Source organism: Streptomyces sp. NBC_01363, from assembly GCF_026340595.1.
GTDB lineage: Bacteria > Actinomycetota > Actinomycetes > Streptomycetales > Streptomycetaceae > Streptomyces.
Window position 1 is genome coordinate 1,700,338 of record NZ_JAPEPF010000001.1, and the last position, 19,203, is coordinate 1,719,540.

Below are 19,203 nucleotides of genomic sequence, written 5' to 3' on the forward strand. Positions count from 1 at the left end.
TCGGACTCGATGTGCCCCTCGCATCCGTAGCGGGGACGGAGCCCGGTGCCTCGGCGGAACCGATGCAGTACGACGACGGGTTCGGGACGGAGGTCGGCGTCGGACCTCACCCGCTGCCGTGGCCCGTGGACGAGCGGTACGACCCCGAGCTGCTCGCCCACGGCGACCGGCGCAACGTGGGCGATGGCTACCGGTACTGGACCCGGGAGGCGATCGTCGCCGATCTGGATCTACGGCGGCACGACTTCCATGTCGCGGTCGAGAACTGGGGTCACGACTTCAACATCGGCTCCGTGGTGCGCACGGCGAACGCCTTTCTCGCCAAGGAGATCCATATCGTGGGGCGGCGGCGCTGGAACCGGCGCGGTGCGATGGTCACCGACCGCTACCAGCATGTGCGGCATCACCCCGACACCGAATCGCTGACCGCGTGGGCCGAGGCCGAGGGTCTGCCGATCATCGGGATCGACAATCTGCCGGGTGCGGTGCCGCTGGAGCGGACCGAGCTGCCGCGGCGCTGCGTACTGCTCTTCGGGCAGGAAGGTCCCGGGCTCACCGAGGAGGCCCGTAAGCACGCGGCGATGGTGTGCTCCATCGCGCAGTTCGGGTCGACGCGGTCGATCAACGCGGGGGCCGCGGCCGCCATCGCCATGCACGCATGGGTGCAGAGGTATGCGGAGATTCCCGAGGCGGGGAACTAAGACCGACCGGCAATTGGGGGGCGGCGTCGCGGGGTTGGGTTGGGGACGGGGCTCCGCCCCCAACCTTGGCCGGGTCATGCCTGGCGGCGGACTTCCACCATCCGGAAGCGGTTGGACACGAAGGCTCCGTCGCACAGCGCCGCGTTCGCCGCCGGGTTGCCGCCCGAGCCGTGGAAGTCGGAGAAGGCCGCGGTCTGGTTGACGTACACCCCGCCGGTCAGATTCAGCGACAGCTGGGCCGATTCGTCCAGGCAGACGTCTTCCACCGCGCGTTCCACCTCCGGTGAGGTGGTGTACGCGCCGACCGTCATCGCGCCCTGGTCGCGCACCGTGCGGCGGAGCAGCTCAACGGCGTCGGCCGTCGAGCCGACCGCTACCGCGAAGGCGACCGGGCCGAAGCACTCCGACAGGAAGTGCTCCTCGTCGTCCGGCTTGGTGGCGTCCAGCTTGACGACGGTGGGGGTGCGGACCACGGCGTGGGGGAATTCCGGGTTGGCCACCTCGCGGGAGGGCAGGGCGACCTCGCCCAGATCCGCGGCTGCTTCCAGGCGGGCCTTCACATCGGGGTTGACCAGGGCGCCGAGCAGTGCGTTCGCCCGGGTGTCGTCGCCCAGCAGGCCGGTGACGGCGGCGGCGATGTCGGCGACCACTTCGTCGTACGTCTTCTCGCCGGCGTCGGTGGTGATGCCGTCCCGGGGAATCAGCAGGTTCTGCGGGGTCGTGCACATCTGGCCGCTGTACAGGGAGAGGGAGAACGCCAGGTTGGACAGCATGCCGCGGTAGTCGTCCGTGGAGTCGAGGACGATCGTGTTGACGCCGGCCTTCTCCGTGTAGACCTGGGCCTGGCGGGCGTTGGTCTCCAGCCAGTCGCCGAAGGCGGTGGACCCGGTGTAGTCGATGATCTTGATTTCGGGGCGGAGGGCAAGCGTCTTCGCGATGCCTTCGCCCGGTCGTTCGGCGGCCAGGGCGACCAGGTTGGGATCGAAGTCGGCCTCGGCGAGCACCTCGCGGGCCAGCTGCACCGTGAGCGCGAGCGGAAGCACGGCGCGTGGGTGCGGTTTGACCAGGACGGGATTGCCGGTGGCCAGGGAGGCGAAGAGGCCGGGGTAGCCGTTCCACGTGGGGAAGGTGTTGCAGCCGATCAGCAGCGAGATGCCGCGTGGCGCCGCGGTGAACGACTTCTGCAGCTGGAGCGGGTCACGCTTGCCCTGCGGCTTGGACCAGTCGGCGCTCTGCGGGGTGCGGATCTGCTCCTCGTACGCGTACGCCACCGCCTCCAGGCCGCGGTCCTGGGCGTGCGGGCCGCCCGCCTGGAACGCCATCATGAAGGCCTGGCCGCTGGTGTGCATCACGGCGTGGCCGAACTCGTGGGTCCTGGCGCTGATCCGCGCAAGGATCTCCAGACAGACCAGGGCCCTGGTCTCGGGGCCCGCCGCACGCCAGGCGGGCATGCCCGCGCGCATCGCCGGAAGCAGGACGTCCAGGTCGGCGTGCGGATATTCGACGCCGAGCTCCGGCCCGTACGGAGAGACCTCCCCGCCCGTCCAGCCGTCGGTGCCGGGCTGGCCGAGGTCGAGCCGGGTGTTCAGCACGGCGTCGAAGGCGGCCTTGCCCTCGGCGGCGCTCAGGCTGCCGGTGGCGCCGCCCTCGCCGTATGCCTTCGGATGCTCGGGGTGCGGGGACCAGTAGGCACGCGTACGGATCGCGTCGAGGGCCTGGTCGAGCGTGGGGCGGTGCTTCTCGGACAGCAGGTGCGGGGAGAGCTCGGCGGCCATGACGGACCAACTCCTCATCGAGCTGGGCAGGGACGGGCGGACAGAGTTAGAGTAACCGAACGATCGGTCGGGACAAGGGGGCCCGCCAAACCTGTGGACAACTCGTAGGGGAGGATCGCGGACATGACCACGGCCAAGCGGGACACGTACACCCCGGAGACTCTGCTCGCCGTTGCCGTCCGTGTCTTCAACGAGCGCGGCTACGACGGCACGTCCATGGAGCACCTCTCCAGGGCGGCGGGCATCTCCAAGTCGTCCATCTACCACCATGTCGCGGGCAAGGAGGAGCTCCTGCGCCGCGCGGTCAGCCGGGCGCTGGACGGGCTCTTCGGAATTCTCGACGAGCCGGGGGCGACGCGGGGGCGTGCGATCGAACGGGTCGAGTACGTCACCCGGCGCACCGTCGACGTGCTGATAGCCGAACTGCCCTACGTGACGCTGTTGCTGCGCGTACGGGGCAATACGAAGACGGAGCGCTGGGCCATGGAGCGGCGGCGCGAGTTCGACCAGCGGGTGACCGATCTGCTCAAGGCGGCGGTCGCGGACGGTGACCTCCGCTCCGACGTGGACATACGGCTGGTGACCCGGCTGCTCTTCGGAATGGTCAACTCCCTGGTGGAGTGGTACCGGCCGCTGCCCGACGGCGGAGTCGACGGGGAGCGGCTGGCGGACACGCTCGTCCGCGTGGCCTTCGAGGGGATGCGGTCCAGTCGTTGAACCGTTGACGGCCGCACAAGGAATTCCGGTCCGACCCGGATTCCTGGCGCCCGCTGCGGGGCAGCCCTCAGGTGAGCTCGGTGGGCCTGTCCGGGCCCGGGGCCAGGTCCGTCTCCTCGAACACCAGGAGCGTGCGGGTGGAGAGCACCTCCGGGATGGCCTGGATCCTCGTCAGTACCAGTTCACGCAACGATCTGTTGTCCCGGGTGTGCACCAGCAGCAGGACATCGAAGTCACCGCTGACCAGCGCGATATGAGTCGCCCCGGGCAGGGCCTGGAGCTGCTCGCGCACCGTGCGCCAGGAATTCTGGACGATCTTGAGAGTGATGTACGCGGAGGCTCCCTGCCCCGCCCGCTCGTGGTCCACCCGTGCGCTGAAGCCACGGATCACGCCGTCGTCGATGAGCCGGTTGATCCGGGCATAGGCGTTGGCCCGGGACACATGGACCCGATCGGCCACCGACCGTATCGAGGCGCGGCCGTCCGTCTGGAGCAGTCGCAGGATGCGGCGATCGATGGCGTCGAGCGGGCGCGCGGGCGGAACCTGGCCCGGGTCCTCGCCCCCGTCGGCCATTTGTTCAGCTGACATGTGCCCCCGCCTCCCTGTCCTGGACGACCTGCCTCCATCCCAGGCTGTGGAGAACCGTTTGTCCACAGGCTGAAGGTGCCTGTAGCCAAAATGCGCTCACGACCGAACAATCGGTAGGTGAGGCACACCACATCCGTGCCTCGGCAGCGCTCGACATTTCGATGTATTTCGACACCCCTCGGCATCGGACGATCCCCCGATGCCGACAGACGCCGCTCGAAACCCCTCGATGCCAGGAGGTGCTTGTCATGACGGTCCAAGAGCTGCCCGGCGCGGCCGCTTACCGGCCCACGCCGCCCCCGGCCTGGAAGCCGCTCACCGATCCCGCGCCGCTGCTCCCGGACCCCGAGCCGTACCGCGTGCTCGGTACGGATGCCGTGGCCGACGCCGACCCCGAGCTGCTGCTGCGGCTCTATGCGGAGCTGGTCCGCGGCCGGAGGTACAACGCGCAGGCCACCGCCCTCACCAAGCAGGGCCGACTCGCCGTCTACCCGTCGAGCACGGGGCAGGAGGCCTGCGAGATAGCGGCCGCGCTGGTGCTGGAGGAGCGGGACTGGCTCTTTCCCAGCTACCGGGACACGCTCGCGGCGGTGGCGCGAGGCCTGGACCCGGTCGAGGCACTGACCCTGCTGCGCGGCGACCGGCACACCGGTTACGACCCGCGTGAGCACCGCATCGCACCGCTCTGCACCCCCCTCGCCACCCAGTTGCCGCATGCCGTCGGGCTGGCACACGCGGCGCGCCTCCAGGGCGACGACGTGGTGGCGCTCGCCATGGTCGGCGACGGCGGGACCAGCGAGGGCGATTTCCACGAGGCGCTGAATTTCGCGGCCGTCTGGCGCGCCCCGGTCGTCTTTCTTGTGCAGAACAACGGCTTCGCCATCTCCGTACCGCTGGCGAAGCAGACCGCCGCGCCGTCCCTGGCGCACAAGGCCGTGGGGTACGGGATGCCGGGCCGGCTGGTGGACGGGAACGACGCGGCCGCGGTGCACCAGGTCCTCGGCGAGGCGGTGGCGCGGGCCCGCAGCGGCGGCGGGCCGACGCTCGTCGAGGCGGTGACGTACCGCATGGATGCCCATACGAACGCCGACGACGCCACTCGCTACCGCGTCGACAGCGAGGTGGAGGCCTGGCGTGCACACGACCCGATCCAGCTTCTTGAGCGGGAGCTGACCGGGCGGGGGCTGCTCGGCGACGACGGGATCGAGGAGGCGCGCGTGGCCGCGGAGCGGATGGCAGCCGCTCTGCGCGATCGGATGAACGCCGATCCGGTGCTGGACCCGATGGATCTGTTCGCCCATGTCTACGCGGAACAGACCACACAACTGCGGGAGCAGGCAGCCCGGTTGCGTGTCGAACTGGACGCCGAGCAGGACCAGCACGGCCATGACGACGTGGAGGAAGGGCGATGACCACCGCAGCGGCGACGGCCGGAGAGCGGACGGCGAAGGCCAAACCCGCCACGATGGCGCAGGCACTCGGGCGGGCGCTGCGCGACTCGATGGCACAGGACCCGACGGTGCACGTTCTCGGCGAGGACGTCGGCACGCTCGGCGGGGTCTTCCGGATCACCGACGGACTGGCGAAGGAGTTCGGCGAGGACCGGTGCACGGACACCCCGCTGGCCGAGGCGGGCATCCTCGGGGCGGCCGTGGGCATGGCGATGTACGGGCTGCGGCCCGTGGTGGAGATGCAGTTCGACGCCTTCGCCTATCCGGCGTTCGAGCAGCTCATCAGCCATGTCGCGAAGATGCGGAACCGGACGGCCGGCGCCATGCCGCTGCCGATCACGGTCCGGGTGCCGTACGGCGGCGGGATCGGCGGGGTCGAGCACCACAGCGACTCCTCGGAGGCCTACTACATGGCGACACCCGGCCTCCATGTCGTCACGCCCGCCACGGTCGAGGACGCGTACGGGCTGCTGAGGGCCTCGATCGCCTCCGACGATCCGGTGGTGTTCCTGGAGCCGAAGCGGCTCTACTGGTCGAAGTCGGACTGGTCGCCCGACGCGCCGGTGGCGGTGGAGCCGATCGGCCGGGCCGTCGTCCGCCGGCCGGGCCGCAGCGCGACGCTGATCACGTACGGGCCTTCGCTGCCCGTCTGCATGGAGGCGGCGGAAGCGGCCGTCGAAGAGGGCTGGGACCTGGAGGTCGTGGACCTGCGCTCGTTGGTGCCGTTCGACGACGAGACCGTTGCCGCTTCCGTCCGGCGTACGGGGCGTGCGGTCGTCGTTCATGAGTCCTCCGGTTTCGGCGGTCCGGGCGGTGAGATCGCGGCCCGGGTCACCGAGCGCTGCTTCCACCACCTGGAGGCGCCGGTGCTGCGGGTCGCCGGGTTCGACATTCCGTATCCGCCGCCGATGCAGGAGAAGCACCATCTCCCGGGCGTGGACCGGGTGCTGGACGCGGTCGCCCGCTTGCAGTGGGAGGCGGAGAGCTGATGCCCCAGGTACTCGAATTCAAGTTGCCGGACCTCGGCGAGGGGCTCACCGAGGCGGAGATCGTGCGCTGGCTGGTGGAGGTCGGCGATGTCGTCGCCATCGACCAGCCGGTCGTCGAGGTCGAGACGGCCAAGGCGATGGTGGAGGTGCCGTGTCCGTACGGGGGCGTGGTGACCGCACGGTTCGGCGAAGAAGGCTCGGAACTACCGGTCGGGGCGCCTCTGTTGACGGTGGCGGTCGCGGTGGGATCGGCGCAGCCGGTGGGGTCGGTCGAAGGGGTGGACGAGGGGGCGGATGAGGGAGCAGGGTCCGGTTCCAGGGCTGGCGCTGTGGCCGGTTCGCGTGGGTCCGGGTCCGGTGAGGTGGAGGCGTCCGGCAATGTGCTGGTCGGGTACGGGACGGGTGCGCCGGTGGCGCGTCGGCGGCGGGTCCGTCCCGCAGCCGTGACCGCGGCTGTTCCCGCACGGGAGCCCGTGGCTCCGGCGCCGGTTCCCGATCCCGTGCCGGATGCGGTGCCTGGGCCGGTGGCGGTCGTCTCCCCGTTGGTACGGAAGCTGGCCCGGCAGCATGATCTTGATCTGCGGCAGCTGGCGGGCTCCGGACCGGACGGGCTGATCCTGCGGGCCGATGTCGAATCCGCGATCAGGGCGCTGGCAGAGGGAAGGGCCGCTCCGCTGGTGGCCCCGGTCCCGACGCCGGGGGCCGTGGCGGAGTCCGTGGCGGTAACGGAGTCGGTTCCGGGATCGGTATTGGGATCGGGATCGGTGTCGGGGTTGGCTTCCGGGGTGGTGGGGCAGTCGCTGGCGGCGGCGAGACCGGCCGCACATCGGATTCCGTTGCGCGGTGTACGGGGCGCGGTGGCCGACAAGCTGGCGCGCAGCCGGCGGGAGATCCCCGACGCCACGTGCTGGGTCGATGCCGATGCCACCGAGCTGATGGCGGCCCGATCCGCGATGAACAGCGCCGGTGGTTCGGCTGTCGGCCCCAAGGTGTCGGTGCTGGCCCTGCTGGCTCGTATCTGCACCGCGGCGCTGGCCCGGTTCCCCGAGCTCAACTCCACGGTGGACCTGGAGGCGCGGGAGATCGTGCGGTTGCCGGAGGTCCATCTCGGGTTCGCGGCGCAGACCGAGCGGGGCCTGGTCGTCCCCGTCGTGCGGGACGCGCAGGCCAGGAACGCCGAGTCGATCGGGGCCGAGATCCTCCGGCTGACCGAGGCGGCGCGGGCCGGGCGGCTGACCCCGGCGGAGCTGACCGGGGGCACGTTCACACTGAACAACTACGGGGTGTTCGGAGTCGACGGATCGACCCCGATCATCAACCACCCCGAGGCGGCGATGCTGGGCGTCGGCCGGATCGTGCCCAAACCCTGGGTGCACCGGGGAGAGCTGGCCGTGCGCCAGGTGGTCCAGCTCTCGTTGACCTTCGACCACCGGGTCTGTGACGGCGGCACGGCGGGCGGTTTCCTGCGCTACATAGCCGACTGCGTGGAACAACCGGCGGTGCTGCTGCGCACGTTGTAGGCGAAAACAGGCGTGGGCTCCCGTTTCCTCCCCTCGCTCGATCCGGCCGATCGGCTCGATCACCGACCGGGAGGATCAGCGGGAGCCCGCTGCCCGCATACTCGGATGCATGACCGCGTATGACGCCATCGTCCTTGCCGGAGGGGCCGCCAAGCGGCTCGGCGGCGCCGACAAGCCCGGGATCCGGGTCGGTGGCCGTGCGCTGATCGACCGGGTGCTCGCGGCCTGCGCCGACGCTTCGGCGACGGTGGTGGTGGGCGGGCGCCGGTCCACCGTGCGGCCGGTGATCTGGACGCGTGAAGAGCCTCGGGGCGGCGGTCCGTTGTCCGCGCTCGACGCCGGGGTTCGGCGGACCACGGCGGAACGGGTTCTCGTGCTCTCCGCCGACCTGCCGTTTCTCGGGGCGGGCACTGTCGGGGCGCTCCTGGCCGCCGCCGGGGAAGGACAGCGGGACGGTGCTCTGTGCATCGATCAGCAGGGTCGCGACCAGCCTCTCGTCGCCGTCTACCGTGCCGAACCGCTGCGCCGTGAGCTCGCGCTGCTCGCCGCCGAGCACGGTGGTCTGTCCGGGCTCCCCCTGCGTCTGCTGGCGCAGGAACTCGACCTTGCCCAGGTGGAGGCCGGTCCTCTCGCCTCCTTCGACTGCGACACCTGGGAGGACATTGCGTCGGCCCGAGCCCGTATCAGAGAGCATGGGACCGTGCTGGATGAATGGATCACCGCAGTCAAGAACGAACTCGGCATCGAACTCGACGTCGACACCGATGTCCTGCTCGACCTCGCCCGTGACGCCGCCCACGGCGTCGCCCGGCCCGCCGCGCCGCTGACGACCTTCCTGGTCGGGTACGCGGCAGCCAAGGCGAGCAGCGAAGGAGGCGGCGACGGCGACGGTGCCACGGCGGTGGCCGAGGCGGCCCGGAAGGCTGCTGCGCTCGCCCTTCGCTGGGCGGACGAGAACGATACGCAATGACCACCCGTAACGGCGGGTCCGATCGGCCTCCGGCTGCGGATAGCGCATCGATGGGCGTCGGGGCCTCGGCGGCCGGATTGCCCCCGGCGGCCGGCGCACGTTCGGTGGTCGGCGCACGTTTGACGGTCGGCTCATGTCCGGCGGGCGACGCGCACTCGGCCGACTCGTCTGTGGACGTCGAGCATGAGTCACCCGTCGGCTCGTCTTCGGTAGTCGGTTCGTCCTCGGTCGCCGGTTCGACCTCGCCCGTCGGCTCGCCTTTGGTCGTCGGCTCGCGTTCTGAGGACGACCGTTTCCGGAGCGGAGAGCGGTGTCCGACTCCGGGAGAGGTGCGGGCGGCCGAGGAGGACCGGGCCGTTGAGCAGGCCCTCGCTCTGGTCGGGCGCCAGTCGTCCGGTGAACCTCACCCCGCGGGTGTGCCCCATGCCGCGGGTCAGCCGCACACCATGGGCCGGCCTCGCCCCGCGGACGAACCCGCGGCAGCACTCCGTTCGCTGACCCCGGACCGGAGCCCCGACGCGGCCCGCGGGCATGACCGGCACGCGGACAAGCACACGCACGCGGGCGCGGACACGCACACGGACACGGACAAGCACATGGGCAGGCATCGGCACAGGCATGCGGCCTCCTGGCGGGAGGCGCGTGCGCTCGCCGTTCGGTCCGGGCGTGCCGTTGCGGTCCGGGCCAGCCGTCTCCCCCTCGACCAGGCGCTCGGACTCGTACTCGCCGAGCCGCTCGTCGCGCTCACCGATCTGCCGTCCTTCGACACCTCGGCCATGGACGGCTGGGTCGTCTCCGGACCGGGGCCGTGGAACATCCGCGAGGCCACCGGGGCCGGAGACAGGAAGAGGGCCGGTGCCGGCTCAACCCGGGATCCGGGCATCCTCGCCGGGCAGAGCGTCCCCGCCACGCTTGCCGACGGGGATGCCGTACGGATCGCCACCGGCGCCCGCATCCCGGTGGATGCCAACGCCGTGATCCGCAGCGAGCACGCTCATGTGGACGAGGCCAGGGGGCTGCTCCACGCGAAGCATCGGGTGCTGCCCGGCCAGGACATCAGGCCCCGTGGCCAGGAATGCCGTGCCGGCGATCAGCTAGTGCCCGCCGGAGCGCTGGTGACGCCCGCCGTTCTCGGCCTGGGCGCCGCGGCCGGGTACGACACGCTCGTCGTGGTGCCTCGTCCTCGTGTCGACGTCCTCGTTCTCGGTGACGAACTGCTGACCGGCGGGCTGCCGCACGACGGGCTGATCCGTGACGCGCTCGGCCCGATGATCGGCCCCTGGCTGCGCACGCTGGGTGCCGAGGTCTCGGCCCCGCAGCGCCTCGGCGACGACGCGGCGGCCCTGCGGCGCGCGCTCACCACCTCCGATGCCGATCTGGTCATCACCACCGGTGGTACGGCTGCGGGCCCCGTCGATCACGTCCACCCGGTCCTTGCCGAGATCGGCGCCGAGCTGCTGGTCGACGGAGTCGCCGTCCGACCCGGCCACCCGATGCTGCTGGCCCGGATCAGGAAGGTGGACTCGGTGGCGGGGTCATCGGAGCGCCGGGGTGAGGCGCGGGGCGAGGGCCCGTATCTCGTCGGGCTGCCGGGCAATCCTTTGGCCGCCGTCTCCGGGCTCCTCACACTCGCCGAGCCCCTGCTCCGCGGGCTGGCGGGCCGGGGGCCGGAGGTGCTGTACCGGGCCGTCGTGCGCGACGAGGTGCACGGGCACCCGCATGACACCCGTCTGGTGCCCGTCATCCACCGAGCGGGCGGCGCTGCCGAGAGGCCAGGCAGCGGGGGCGGGTACGCGGACGGCAGTGGATACGGCGACGGCAGCGGGGGAACCGGTAGCGGTGCCGAGCGCGTCGTACCGCTGCATTACGACGGTCCGGCGATGCTCCGCGGGATCGCTGCCGCTGACGGGCTGGCCGTCGTACCGCCGGGCGGGGTACGGTCCGGCACCGAGGTGGAGATCCTCGATCTACCGTGGGCCTCGGCGATGCCGTGGACGGAAGGGTGTTTCACGTGAAACTTCCCGGCCACGATGCGATGGCCAGGCGCGCGGACGAGCATGTCGTACCCACACGGGTGCTGCTCCCGCGCAGGGTGGTCAACGGTCCGGCGCGGCAGGTCGCCAAGCGGCTGATGATGGCGCTTCTGGTGCTGGCCGCAACGGTGTTGATCGTCTGGGTGGACCGCGGCGGATACCACGATGCCGCCGATGGCCGGGTCGATCTGCTGGACGCGGTGTACTACGCGACGGTCACCCTCTCCACCACCGGCTACGGCGACATCACCCCGTACGGGGACGCCGCCCGGCTCACCAATGTGCTGCTCGTGACACCACTGCGGGTGCTCTTCCTGATCATCCTGGTCGGCACCACTCTCGAGGTCCTTACGGAACGGACCCGGGAGGACTTTCGGCTGAAGCGTTGGAGAACCAACTTGCGTGATCACACCGTTGTCGTCGGCTTCGGGACGAAGGGCCGTTCGGCCATCCAGACCTTGTGTGCCACCGGCTTGAAGAAGGAACAGATCGTCATCGTCGACCCGGCGACCAAGGTGATCGAGATCGCCAACGCCGAAGGGTTCGTCGGTGTGGTCGGCGATGCGACGCGGAGCGAGGTGCTGTTGCGGGCCGAGCTCCAGAAGGCGCGTCAGATCATCATTGCCACCCAGCGAGACGACACGGCGGTGCTGGTGGCGCTGACGGCCCGGCAGCTCAATCGCGGGGCGAAGATCGTCGCCGCGGTGCGCGAGGAGGAGAACGCCCCGTTGCTCCGGCAGTCCGGCGCCGACGCGGTGATCACCAGTGCCAGTGCGGCGGGCCGGCTGCTGGGCCTCTCCGTCCTGAGCCCCAGCGCGGGCACGGTGATGGAGGACCTGATCCAGCAGGGCAGCGGGCTCGATCTCGTCGAACGGCCGGTGATAAAGGCCGAGGTGGGCAAGAGTGTGCGGGAGACGGATGATCTCGTGGTCAGCGTGCTGCGGGGGCATCGACTGCTGGGTTACGACGATCCGGCGGCCAGTCCGCTCCAGTTGACGGACCGTTTGATCACCATCGTGCGCGCCTCGAACGAATTGCCGCCGGACACCCCGTCCATGGGCACCCCGCGCCTGCGCGACTGATCCAGGGCGGTGCCCGCTCCAGGGCCTTGCCCGCGCGGATGGTCCAAGGCGGTGCCCGCGCGACTGGTCCAAGGCGGTGCCCGCGCGACTGGTCCAAGGCGGTGCCCGCGCGACTGGTCCAAGGCGGTGCCCGCGCGACTGGTCCAAGGCGGTGCCCGCGCGACTGGTCCAAGGCGGTGCCCGCGCGACTGGTCCAAGGGCCTCGCGCGACTGGTCTGATCCCGGGCGGCGTCCTTCATGGCCCTTCATCCGCCACGGAGTAGCCTCGCCGCCATGTATGCGATCACGATCCCTGAACCCGGCGGCCCCGAGGCACTTGTCTGGGCCGAGGTGCCCGATCCGGTAGCCGGTGAGGGCGAGGTCCTCGTCGATGTCGTGTCCAGCGCGGTCAATCGCGCCGATGTGTTGCAGCGGCAGGGTTTCTACAGCCCGCCGCCCGGCGCGTCCCCGTACCCCGGCCTCGAATGCTCGGGCCGTATCGCGGCGATCGGGCCCGGTGTCACCGGCTGGTCGCTCGGCGACGAGGTGTGCGCGCTGCTCGCGGGTGGCGGATACGCGGAGAAGGTTGCCGTGCCCGCCGGGCAGCTGCTGCCCGTGCCGGACGGCGTCGAGCCGGTTCTGGCCGCGGCGCTGCCCGAGGTGACGGCCACGGTCTGGTCCAACGTCTTCATGGTGGCCCATCTGCGACCCGGCGAGACGCTGTTGGTGCACGGCGGGTCCAGCGGCATCGGCACGATGGCGATCCAGCTCGCCAAGGCCGTGGGCGCGCGGGTCGCGGTCACCGCCGGGGGGCCGGAGAAGCTGGCGCGCTGCGCGGAGCTCGGGGCCGACATCCTGATCGACTACCGGGAGCAGGACTTCGTCGAGGAACTGCGCAAGGCGACCGACGGGGCCGGTGCGGATGTCATTCTCGACATCGTCGGCGCGAAGTACCTGGACCGGAACGTGAAGGCGCTCGCCGTCAACGGCAGGCTGGCCATCATCGGCCTTCAGGGAGGCGTCAAGGGCGAGCTGAATCTGAGCGCCCTGCTGAACAAGCGGGCGGCCATCACCGCGACCTCGCTGCGCGGCCGCCCGCTCGCCGAGAAGGCCGCCATCGTCGCCGCCGTGCGCGAGCATGTCTGGCCGCTGATCGCCGACGGCGTCGTGCGGCCGATCGTGGACCGCACGGTGCCGATGCCGGACGCCGCCGAGGCCCACCGGGTACTGGAGTCCAGCGCGCACATCGGGAAGGTGCTGCTGCAGGCCCCTGCGGGCTGACGCCCCGGCCCGGCCCCTGCCTGCCCCACCGCGCGGAGAGGCCCGGCGCACAGGTCGTGGACCATGTGTGCCGGGCCTCGGCGTTTTCGTAGTCAGGGGCGTACGCACCAGGGATATCGGAGGTGCAGGACCGAGGGACCAGAAGGACCGGGCGACCAGAAGGACCGGGCGACTAGAGGTACGGGCCCGACCTGATGGCCCCGTGCGGGTCCCCGCTGCCGTCCTCGTCCTCGTGCGCGCTGCCCGGCGGAAGGGCGCGGCGCATCTGCTCCAGCTGGGCCCGAGCCGCCATCTGCTGGGCGAAGAGCGCCGTCTGGATGCCGTGGAAAAGGCCCTCCAGCCAGCCCACCAACTGGGCTTGCGCGATCCGGAGTTCCGCCTCGGAGGGCACCGACTCCTCGGTGAACGGCAGGGAAAGGCGCTCCAGCTCCTCCACCAGCTCCGGCGCGAGGCCGTCCTCCAGCTCCTTCACGGAACTGGCGTGGATCTCCTTGAGCCTGACCCGGCTCGCCTCGTCGAGAGGAGCCGCCCTGACCTCCTCCAGGAGCTGCTTGATCATGCTGCCGATGCGCATGACCTTCGCGGGCTGCTCGACCATCTCCGTCACCGGGACCTCACGCGATTCGTCGTCAGTGCCACCGCCGCCGATCGCCATGCCGTCCTGCCCCACCACGAGGACTTGGGGGTGCTCCTGCGACCGTTCATTCCTCGGCATCTCCATGGCGCCATTGTCTCGCACACCTGCCGTACAACACCGTGGTGCCCCCGCAAACGGTTGATCCACCGTTTCCGAGGGCACCAAGTCAGCCGGTCAGCCCACCGACGACACCGACCGCACCTGCCACGCCGCCCGCACCGCCCCCGTCGACCGCGACATCACTCGGCCCTCCGTGCCAGCGCGAGGCGGGAGCGGGTGAGTGCCGTCGCGAGCAGACCGGCCAGCAGCGGGACGCCCACGACGAGCAGGCCGAGCGTCGTCCAGGGCAGCACGATCGGTGTGTACGCCGACTCCGTGGGTTCCAGCCGCATGATGTGCAGCGCCTCGCTCAGATCGACCATCCGCAGTGCCACCGCGGGCACCAGTCCCGCCAGAGTGCCGAGCACCACACCCGTGAGTGCCACCACCACGCACTGGAAGCCGGACAGCTTCCGCCGCACGCTCGGGGGCGCACCCACCGCGCTGAGCGTGTTGAGATCGGCCTCCGCGTCCGCCTTGGCGAGGCCCGTCGTGATCGCGGCGGCGCCCAGCGTCACCATTCCGGCGAACAGGGTCAGGATCAGGAGCATGGAGTCGTCGGTCCGGCCGGGGCCGGATTCGTACTGCGTCCAGATGCCGCCGCCGGCCTGCTCGATCGCGCCGTAGGTCCGCTGCTCCTCGGCGCCCGTCGGCGTGTGGGTGACCGCGTACACGCTTCCTCTCGCTTGGGTGTGCAGGCCGAGCCGTTCCGCGGTCCGCTGCGGCAGGATCATGTGGATCCCGGGGGTGGCGGCGTACTTCTCGGGTGCCACGTACACCTTCAGCCTGGCGGTGCGGGTCCTGCCCGGGTGCAGCTTCCGGTTCTGCTTGTCCTTCTTGCTGTAGCGGTGGACCGCCTTGACGGTGACCTCGCCGTTCTTCGCGAACACCCGGTTGAGCAGTACCGGTGTGCCGGCCGCCAGTGCCTTGGCGGCGGCGGGGTCGTCGAGCTTCACATAGGTGCTGAGCATGGCCTCGTCCGCCACGACGATGCTGCTCGGATCGGTGTTGAAGAGGCCCGACGACATGAGCTCGACCAGGCAGGCGGGGGAATGCATCAGCTTCTTGTGCTCGTCGGCGGTGAGCCGCGCGGCGAGTTTCTTGGCGCCCTTGCCGGTGAGCGGGCAGGAGCCGGCCTGGCCGGCGGGCTTGACCAGTTCGAGCGAGCCGCAGTGGTTCTCCTCGTCGCCGTAGATGTCGCAGTCGCTGCCCGCCCAGACCCGTCGGAAGTCGGCGTGCCCCCCGGTGACGGCCATGTTCCGCTCGACGGCGGCCCGTGCCAGCGGGAGCCGGGCGGCAGCCTCGGCATCGGAGGAGGAGAGGACGACGGTCCCCGCGTTCAGCGAGGGGACGTAGTTGAACTCGGCCTCGGCCGCGGCGCTGGACATGTACGTGGCGATGGCCACCGAACCGGCGACGGCCGCCATCACGGCCGCGACCGCGGGAGCGGTACGGCCGCGGTTGCGGGCCGCGTCGCGCAGCGCCAGCCGGGGCGAGAGCGGCAGCCAGCGGCCGAGCCGCCCGAGGGAGCCGACGATCACCGGGATGCAGGCGAGCAGCCCGAGCTCGGCGGTCACCGAGCCGCCGGCGACCAGCGTCGAGTCCCCGTCGGTGCCGCCGTAGATGGCGACGGCGACACCGATGGCCAGTACGCAGGCGCCCAGAACGGGCAGCACCCGGGAGGAGCGGCGGACGCCGCGGCGGCCGGTGAGCGACTCCAGTACGGACTGCCGGCTCGCCACGATCGCCGGGGCGAACGCCGCCAGGAGGCCGGTGATCAGGCCGATCACTGCGATGGCCAGCAGTTCCTTCGGGTTCAGGGCAAGAGAGACGAAGCGCTGCCCGGCCCACTCCTCGATCATGGGGCGGAAAACAGCGGTGGCTCCCAGCCCGACCACCACACCGGCCGCGGCTCCGATGCCGCCGAGCACCAGACCGCCGCCGAGCACCACGGCCCGGACGTGGCGTCTGTCCCCGCCACAGGTGCCGAGAAGGCCGAGCTGGCGGCGGGAGCGGCGCGCGCCGACCGCGAAGGCCGGTCCGGCGAGCAGCACGATCTCCAGGACCGCCATGGCGACCACGGTGACGAGCGCAGCGCTCAGCGGCCCGGAGTCCTCCGCATACGTCTCGTGGTTCTTCCTGGCCAGCGGGACCTCGGAGAGCGGCGGCGGGTCGAGGACGACCTGACGGGACTTGACGAGGATGCCCGACTTATTGGCCGCCATGACGTCCGGCCAGGTCACCCCCACCCCTTCGGGGCCCTTGACCAGCCAGTTCTTGGAGCCGACGTTCGGCGGCAGCACGTTCTTGTCGTGGTCGGCCCTGGCCTGCCACGGGGCGATGACCGCTCCCGGATCGGCGTACAGCGCCTCGGTGTTCAGCATGTCCGGCTGCTCGACCACGCCGGTGATCGTGTACTTCTCGCCGGAGTTGCGCACGGTGGTGGCCGAACCGATGTGCAGGCCGGTCGACTTCAGGAACGGCTCGGTGGCGGCCATCTCGTCCGGGCCGTGCGGGTAGTCACCGCGTACGAGGTCGATCTTGCCGCGGGCCAGCTTGTCCGATGTCCGGAACTCGTAGATCTCGGTGTTGGCGACGCCGTAGCCGGTGGTGACGCTCGCCGGGACGGACTGGATGCTGATCGCCCGCGAGCCCTTGGGGAACGTGGTGCTGATGTCGATCGGCGGGCCGGTGTCGTCCACCGGCGCGTTCTCGTCGACCTGGTCGTACCTCTCCGCTTCGGGCATCTGCTCGATGGGGCCGATCTGCTGATCGCTGAAGAGCGCGTCGGCGGAACCCATCGCGGCGGTCAGCTGCTCGGCCGTGGTCGATGTCACGCTGCGGTACGTCACGTCGAGGGCGGTGACGCCGACCACGGGGGCGGCGATCATCGCGACCACCAGTGCGCTGCGGCCCTTGGACCGCATCGCGTCGCGCCGGGCTATCCGGAGGGCGGCGCGCCAGCCGGTGAAGACGCTCACTCGGCGGCCTCGGAGGCGAGGAGCGAGTGGGCGTCGGCGTTGTCGGTGAGCGTCTGGTCGACGATCGAACCGTCCCGCAGGAACACGACCCGGTCCGCCCAGGCCGCGTACCGCGGCTCGTGCGTCACCATCACACCGGCCGCGCCCTGGTCGCAGCGGCTGCGCAGCAGCGCGAGCACCGTCTCGCCGGTCTCGGAGTCGAGCGCTCCGGTCGGTTCGTCGGCGAGCACCAGGCGCCGGTCCCCCACCAGCGCACGGGCTATCGCGACACGCTGCTGCTGGCCGCCGGACATCTCGTCCGGGAACCGGTCGGCGACCTCCAGGAGCTTCATCTCCTCAAGCGCCGCCCGAGCCTCCTTGCGGGCCTTGCGGACGGAGATGCCGTCGAGCTCGCGCGGCAGGGCGATGTTCTCGGCGGCGGTGAGGGCGGGGATGAGGTTGTAGTCCTGGAAGACGTAGCCGACGCTGCGGCGGCGCAGGGCGGCGATGCCCTTGCGGCCGAGTCCGGCGATGTCCTGGCCCTCGATGACGACCTGGCCGCTGGTCGCGGTGTCGAGACCGCCCGCGATGGTCAGCAGGGTGGACTTGCCGGAGCCGGACGGGCCCATCACGGCGACGAGTTCACCGGCGCGCACGGAGAGGTCGATGCCGCGCAGGGCGTGCACCTCGGCTATGCCGGAGCCGTGGGTGCGGGTGAGCGCCCGGAGTTCGAGCACCGGTTCACCGGCCGGTATCGGCGAGCCGGCCGGTGCCGCGGATCGGGACGGGACGTGCGAGGACATGGTGAGTGGTTCCCCCTCGGAACGGGTGTGAGTCGATGGGCCCGCGGCCGTGCGGTCTGTGGTCGCGCGCTCCTGTGGTCAGCGCCGGCTGCGCGGGCGGGCGGTACGGGGCGCGGCGCGGCCGGTCGTACGGACCTCGGGTTCCGGCTCCGTGGCGGCGGCCTCGGCGAGGCGGACCAGCCGGGTCTCGCAGTGATCCAGCCAGCGTGTCTCGGCCTCCGCCTGGAAGATCAGCTGCTCCAGTACGAGCAGCCAGGCGACCTCGTCGCGGTTGGCCGGTACGTCGCTGAGCGACCGCGCCTTGAGGCGGGTGTAGTCCTGCATCGCCTTCAGGGTGTGGTGGCGCTGGGACTGGATGACGGCACGGATGTCGACCCCCGGTGCGCCGACCGCCATGGCGAGCTTGATGGCCAGCTCGTCACGGGGCGGGTTGCTGCGGTCGACGGGTGTCTCGAACCAGTTCCGCAGTTCGGTGCGTCCGTCGTCGGTGATCGCGTACAGGGCGTGCCCCTGGTCGTCCTCGTCGTCCTGGACGACCAGACCGTCACGCTCCAGCCGGCTCAGCGTCGTGTACACCTGGCCGACGTTGAGCGGCCAGGTGGAGCCGGTGCGCGATTCGAATTCGGTACGGAGCTGGGAGCCGTATCGGGGGCCCCGTTCCAGAAGGGCCAGCAGCCCGTGACGGATCGACATACTCAGTATGTATACCGAGTATGTTGCTCAGTGCAAATCTCCGCCGGGCGTGTGGCGGTGGTGAGAGGCCCGGTTCGTGGAAGATCCGTGGAAGACGTGGGCGGCTCAGTCCGGGCGGCGCATACGGAACGCCAGGAAGCCCAGCCCCAGCCCGATCAGTGTGATTCCCGCACCCAGCGACACCCGCTTCACCTGTTGCACGGTCGGCGCGTTCAGGGCCTGCGGCGAGAGCGGGCCGGTCCCGGGGGGCGTGCTCGCCGCGGGTATCGCGGCCGGCGCCGGCCCCGGATCGGTGGCCGCGGGGGGCGGGTCGGGCCGCGGGCGCGAACTGTCCACGCGTGCGAGCTCCCACGGCAAGAGCTGCCGTCCGGGGCGCAACCGCCCCTCCCCGGCCTCGCGCCCGGCGAGCGGGGGCTGCACCTCGGGCTGCGGCGGCTCCTCGTCGGAGCCGGGTTCCGAAACGGAGTCGGGGTCGGAGTCGGAGGTGGCCGGGGAGTCGGAGGGCGAGGCCGATGCCGATGCCGGGCCGGAGGGGGAGCCGGAGGCCGGGGAGGAGGGGGCCGGGGATCCGGGAGGTGCGGGGGCGGCCGTTCCGCCGTCCGAGGGAACGGGCGTCGGTATGGCCGAGGGGGCGGCCGTAGGGGTGACCGGCTCCTCGGCTGACGGATCGGCACCGGGTATACCGGAAGGCCGGGCAGAGGCTCCGGCCGAGGTGTGCGGGGGCGGTGCCACCGGGGTGCTGAACGGGCCTATTGGCCGGTCGGGCGCGCACTGGACGGCCTGCGTCTCGCCTGCCGCAGTCCCCAGCGCCGCACCCGCCGTCAATATCAGGCAGGCCACGCGCCTCGTGGGTCGTGAGGGGAGAAGTCCTGGAGCCATGGGGGCAGCGTCACATGTGACGGTATGTCCGGCATCTCGGACGTA

General features: G+C 71.1%; 16 protein-coding genes. 9 read left to right on the forward strand and 7 right to left on the reverse strand.

The features are described 5' to 3' along the window. The first annotated feature begins 62 nt into the window (after nucleotides 1–62). The gene (locus OG611_RS08025) at nucleotides 63–701 is read left to right on the forward strand and encodes a TrmH family RNA methyltransferase (protein WP_266425648.1); all 639 of its coding nucleotides are present in this window, start codon (nucleotides 63–65) and stop codon (nucleotides 699–701) included. A 74-nt stretch (nucleotides 702–775) separates the two neighbouring features. Here the strand turns inward: OG611_RS08025 and paaN are convergent, their stop codons facing one another. Next, nucleotides 776–2,476: a phenylacetic acid degradation protein PaaN gene (gene paaN / locus OG611_RS08030; RefSeq protein WP_266416922.1), complete on the reverse strand. Its 1,701-nt coding sequence runs from the start codon at nucleotides 2,474–2,476 to the stop codon at nucleotides 776–778. A gap of 123 nt (nucleotides 2,477–2,599) precedes the next feature. Here paaN and OG611_RS08035 point away from each other — a divergent pair, with 123 nt between their 5' ends. Further along, nucleotides 2,600–3,193 carry a TetR/AcrR family transcriptional regulator gene (locus OG611_RS08035; protein ID WP_266416924.1) on the forward strand — a complete coding sequence of 198 codons (594 nt, stop codon included), beginning with the start codon at nucleotides 2,600–2,602 and terminating at the stop codon, nucleotides 3,191–3,193. A 67-nt stretch (nucleotides 3,194–3,260) separates the two neighbouring features. Here OG611_RS08035 and OG611_RS08040 read toward each other — a convergent pair whose 3' ends face one another. Then, nucleotides 3,261–3,782, reverse strand: coding sequence for an Lrp/AsnC family transcriptional regulator (locus OG611_RS08040; RefSeq protein ID WP_266416927.1), 522 nt, complete (start codon nucleotides 3,780–3,782; stop codon nucleotides 3,261–3,263). Nucleotides 3,783–4,030: 248 nt separating this feature from the next. On the opposite strand from OG611_RS08040, the gene pdhA reads away from it, so the two are divergent. The 7 genes from pdhA (at nucleotide 4,031) to OG611_RS08075 (ending at nucleotide 13,087) form a co-directional block, all read left to right on the forward strand. Next, the gene (gene pdhA, locus OG611_RS08045) at nucleotides 4,031–5,194 is read left to right on the forward strand and encodes a pyruvate dehydrogenase (acetyl-transferring) E1 component subunit alpha (protein ID WP_266416929.1); all 1,164 of its coding nucleotides are present in this window, start codon (nucleotides 4,031–4,033) and stop codon (nucleotides 5,192–5,194) included. Then, nucleotides 5,191–6,222: an alpha-ketoacid dehydrogenase subunit beta gene (locus tag OG611_RS08050; protein ID WP_266416932.1), complete on the forward strand. Its 1,032-nt coding sequence runs from the start codon at nucleotides 5,191–5,193 to the stop codon at nucleotides 6,220–6,222. Before pdhA ends, OG611_RS08050 begins: the two co-directional genes overlap by 4 nt. Then, the gene (locus OG611_RS08055) at nucleotides 6,222–7,742 is read left to right on the forward strand and encodes a dihydrolipoamide acetyltransferase family protein (protein ID WP_266416934.1); all 1,521 of its coding nucleotides are present in this window, start codon (nucleotides 6,222–6,224) and stop codon (nucleotides 7,740–7,742) included. The genes OG611_RS08050 and OG611_RS08055 overlap by 1 nt, the downstream gene beginning before the upstream one ends. A 109-nt stretch (nucleotides 7,743–7,851) precedes the next feature. After that, nucleotides 7,852–8,712, forward strand: coding sequence for an NTP transferase domain-containing protein (locus OG611_RS08060; RefSeq protein WP_266416937.1), 861 nt, complete (start codon nucleotides 7,852–7,854; stop codon nucleotides 8,710–8,712). 329 nt (nucleotides 8,713–9,041) lie between these two features. Continuing rightward, nucleotides 9,042–10,727 carry a molybdopterin molybdotransferase MoeA gene (locus tag OG611_RS08065; RefSeq protein WP_323180130.1) on the forward strand — a complete coding sequence of 562 codons (1,686 nt, stop codon included), beginning with the start codon at nucleotides 9,042–9,044 and terminating at the stop codon, nucleotides 10,725–10,727. Beyond that, entirely contained in the window at nucleotides 10,685–11,827 is a 1,143-nt protein-coding gene (locus OG611_RS08070; protein ID WP_266416939.1) for a TrkA family potassium uptake protein, read from the forward strand. The genes OG611_RS08065 and OG611_RS08070 overlap by 43 nt, the downstream gene beginning before the upstream one ends. A 273-nt stretch (nucleotides 11,828–12,100) precedes the next feature. Beyond that, nucleotides 12,101–13,087 carry an NAD(P)H-quinone oxidoreductase gene (locus OG611_RS08075; RefSeq protein WP_266416941.1) on the forward strand — a complete coding sequence of 329 codons (987 nt, stop codon included), beginning with the start codon at nucleotides 12,101–12,103 and terminating at the stop codon, nucleotides 13,085–13,087. A 172-nt stretch (nucleotides 13,088–13,259) separates the two neighbouring features. On the opposite strand, the gene OG611_RS08080 is transcribed toward OG611_RS08075, so the two are convergent. From OG611_RS08080 to OG611_RS08100, 5 genes are all read right to left on the reverse strand, one after another. After that, nucleotides 13,260–13,808, reverse strand: coding sequence for a bacterial proteasome activator family protein (locus OG611_RS08080; protein ID WP_323180131.1), 549 nt, complete (start codon nucleotides 13,806–13,808; stop codon nucleotides 13,260–13,262). Between the two features lie 155 nt (nucleotides 13,809–13,963). Beyond that, nucleotides 13,964–16,804 carry an FtsX-like permease family protein gene (locus tag OG611_RS08085; RefSeq protein WP_266416943.1) on the reverse strand — a complete coding sequence of 947 codons (2,841 nt, stop codon included), beginning with the start codon at nucleotides 16,802–16,804 and terminating at the stop codon, nucleotides 13,964–13,966. Beyond that, nucleotides 16,801–17,586 carry an ABC transporter ATP-binding protein gene (locus OG611_RS08090; RefSeq protein WP_266416945.1) on the reverse strand — a complete coding sequence of 262 codons (786 nt, stop codon included), beginning with the start codon at nucleotides 17,584–17,586 and terminating at the stop codon, nucleotides 16,801–16,803. Before OG611_RS08090 ends, OG611_RS08085 begins: the two co-directional genes overlap by 4 nt. 78 nt (nucleotides 17,587–17,664) lie before the next feature. Further along, nucleotides 17,665–18,279, reverse strand: coding sequence for a PadR family transcriptional regulator (locus OG611_RS08095; protein ID WP_266416947.1), 615 nt, complete (start codon nucleotides 18,277–18,279; stop codon nucleotides 17,665–17,667). Between the two features lie 105 nt (nucleotides 18,280–18,384). Further along, nucleotides 18,385–19,119 carry a hypothetical protein gene (locus tag OG611_RS08100; protein WP_266416949.1) on the reverse strand — a complete coding sequence of 245 codons (735 nt, stop codon included), beginning with the start codon at nucleotides 19,117–19,119 and terminating at the stop codon, nucleotides 18,385–18,387. Nucleotides 19,120–19,203 lie beyond the last annotated feature (84 nt).